Below are 2,105 nucleotides of genomic sequence, written 5' to 3'. Positions count from 1 at the left end.
GGCCGCGCCGGCTGCCGCCGAGACCGCGACCAAGGTCGAGCCGGTGGCCGTTCCGGCCCAGCCGGACAAGCTGGCCGCGCGCGAGATCGCCACCGCGCCGTCGGCCGGTACCCCGAGCACCCCGCCGGTGCAGTTCAACGCCGACAGCGTGCTGCCCTCCAAGGTGCCGTATGCCACTCCGGCAGTGCGCGTGTTCGCGCGTGAGCTCGGCGTGGACCTGAACCAGCTGACCGGCACTGAAAAGGGCGGTCGCATCACCAAGTCCGACGTGCAGAAGTTCGTCAAGTCGGTGCTGACCGGCGGTGGCGCAGCCACCGGTGCCGGTCCGGTTGCCGCCGGTGGTGGGCTCAACCTGCTGCCGTGGCCGAAGGTCGACTTCAGCAAGTTCGGCGAAGTGGAAACCCAGCCGCTGTCGCGGATCAAGAAGATCTCCGGTGCCAATCTGGCCCGCAACTGGGCCATGATTCCGCACGTCACCCAGTTCGAACAGGCCGACATCAGCGACCTGGAAGCCCTGCGCGTGGCCCTCAACAAGGAAAACGAGAAGGCCGGCATCAAGCTGACCATGCTCGCCTTCCTGATCAAGGCCAGCGCCGCGGCACTGAAGAAGTTCCCCGAGTTCAACGCCTCGCTTGATGCGGCCGGCGAGAACCTCACCCTGAAGAAGTACTTCAACATCGGCTTCGCCGCGGACACCCCGAACGGCCTGGTCGTGCCGGTGATCCGCGACGTGGACAAGAAGGGTGTGGTGCAGATCGCGCAGGAAACCGGCGAACTGGCCAAGAAGGCGCGCGACGGCAAGCTGGGTCCGGCGGACATGAGCGGCGGCTGCTTCTCGATCAGCTCGCTGGGCGGCATTGGCGGCACGGCGTTCACCCCGATCGTGAATGCGCCGGAAGTGGCCATCCTGGGCGTGTCCAAGTCGTCGATGCAGCCGGTCTGGAACGGCAAGGAATTCGAACCCAAGCTGATGCTGCCGCTGTCGCTGAGCTACGACCATCGCGTCATCGACGGTGCGCTGGCCGCACGCTTCACCACCTACCTGTCGCAGGTGCTGGCCGACATGCGGCGCGTGCTGCTGTGAGGCAGGCCCGACATGTAGAGCCGGGCTCTGCCCGGCTCCAGCGGGGCAGAGCCCCGCTCTACGTGGTGATGTTGCTGGGCCTGCTTGCTGCAGGTGGCGCTTCTGCTGCATGCACCACCGACATCGGCCATGGCTGGCCGCCGGCGGTGGGCAACTATGGCCAAGCCGTGGAAACCCTGTTCGAAGGCCAGGCCCGGCCGATGCTGTCGCTGGTCACCCTGCCCAAGAGCGGCGTGGAAACCGGTGTGGCGCTGCTGCCCGGCACCCAGGAACAGGAATGGACCCTGCGTTACAGCAAGGCCGACAAGCGCGTCTACAACTGGAACAACAACGCCCGCAGTGGCGGACTTGAACTGCGCGTGGACCAGGAGCCAGACCAGTACCAGGTCAGCATCCCGGCCGCACTGGCGCAGCGCCTGGTCAAAAGCTGGCGTGCGGCGCTGGATTCTGCCGTGCCGGCCGAGCGCAAGGCTCCGGTCAGCGACGGCGGGGTGGTGTCGTTCCAGGTCGATGGCCAGCGCTACAGCGGCTCGCCCTGGGAGTGCGGGGCCGGCAAGCTGATGATGAAACAGGTGGCGCTGCTGATTGAAGCCAGCGACACCAAGGAAAAGAAGCTCGACCGTCGCTGGCAGGATCTGGACGAGTCGCTCGACGAACTGCAGGAACTGCTCGCCGGCAAGGCCGGCTGAGCACCAGGAGAACAACAATGGCCACTATTGAAATCAAGGTTCCCGACATCGGCGATTACAGCGACGTGCCGGTCATCGAGCTGCTGGTTGCCGTGGGCGACACGGTCAAGAAGGACCAGGGCCTGGTCACGCTGGAGTCGGACAAGGCCACGCTGGAAGTGCCGTCCTCGGCCGCCGGTGTGGTCAAGGAACTGAAGGTCAAGCTGGGCGACACGCTGTCTGAAGGCGACGTGGTGGTGGTGCTGGAAGCTGAAGGCGCTGCCGCTGCTCCGGCCGCCGAAGCACCCAAGGCCGCCGCGCCGGCCAGCAAGCCGCCGGTGACCCCGTCGCAC

3 protein-coding genes are annotated in these 2,105 nt (G+C 66.5%); all 3 read left to right on the top strand.

All coding sequences use genetic code 11. The features are described from left to right. A partial coding sequence (aceF, locus tag EGJ34_RS21520; protein ID WP_125362425.1) for a dihydrolipoyllysine-residue acetyltransferase occupies positions 1-1,084 on the top strand: 1,084 nt, incomplete at its 5' end. 68 nt (positions 1,085-1,152) lie between these two features. Continuing rightward, positions 1,153-1,773 carry a hypothetical protein gene (locus tag EGJ34_RS21515; RefSeq protein ID WP_125362426.1) on the top strand — a complete coding sequence of 207 codons (621 nt, stop codon included), beginning with the start codon at positions 1,153-1,155 and terminating at the stop codon, positions 1,771-1,773. A gap of 17 nt (positions 1,774-1,790) precedes the next feature. Further along, on the top strand, positions 1,791-2,105 hold a 315-nt coding region (locus EGJ34_RS21510; RefSeq protein ID WP_312023050.1), incomplete at its 3' end, for a biotin/lipoyl-containing protein.

This window comes from Stenotrophomonas sp. 278 (assembly GCF_003935715.1).
Lineage (GTDB): Bacteria > Pseudomonadota > Gammaproteobacteria > Xanthomonadales > Xanthomonadaceae > Stenotrophomonas > Stenotrophomonas maltophilia_AH.
The sequence above is the reverse complement of the archived record's forward strand: the minus strand, read 5'-3'. Positions and strand labels throughout refer to the sequence as shown.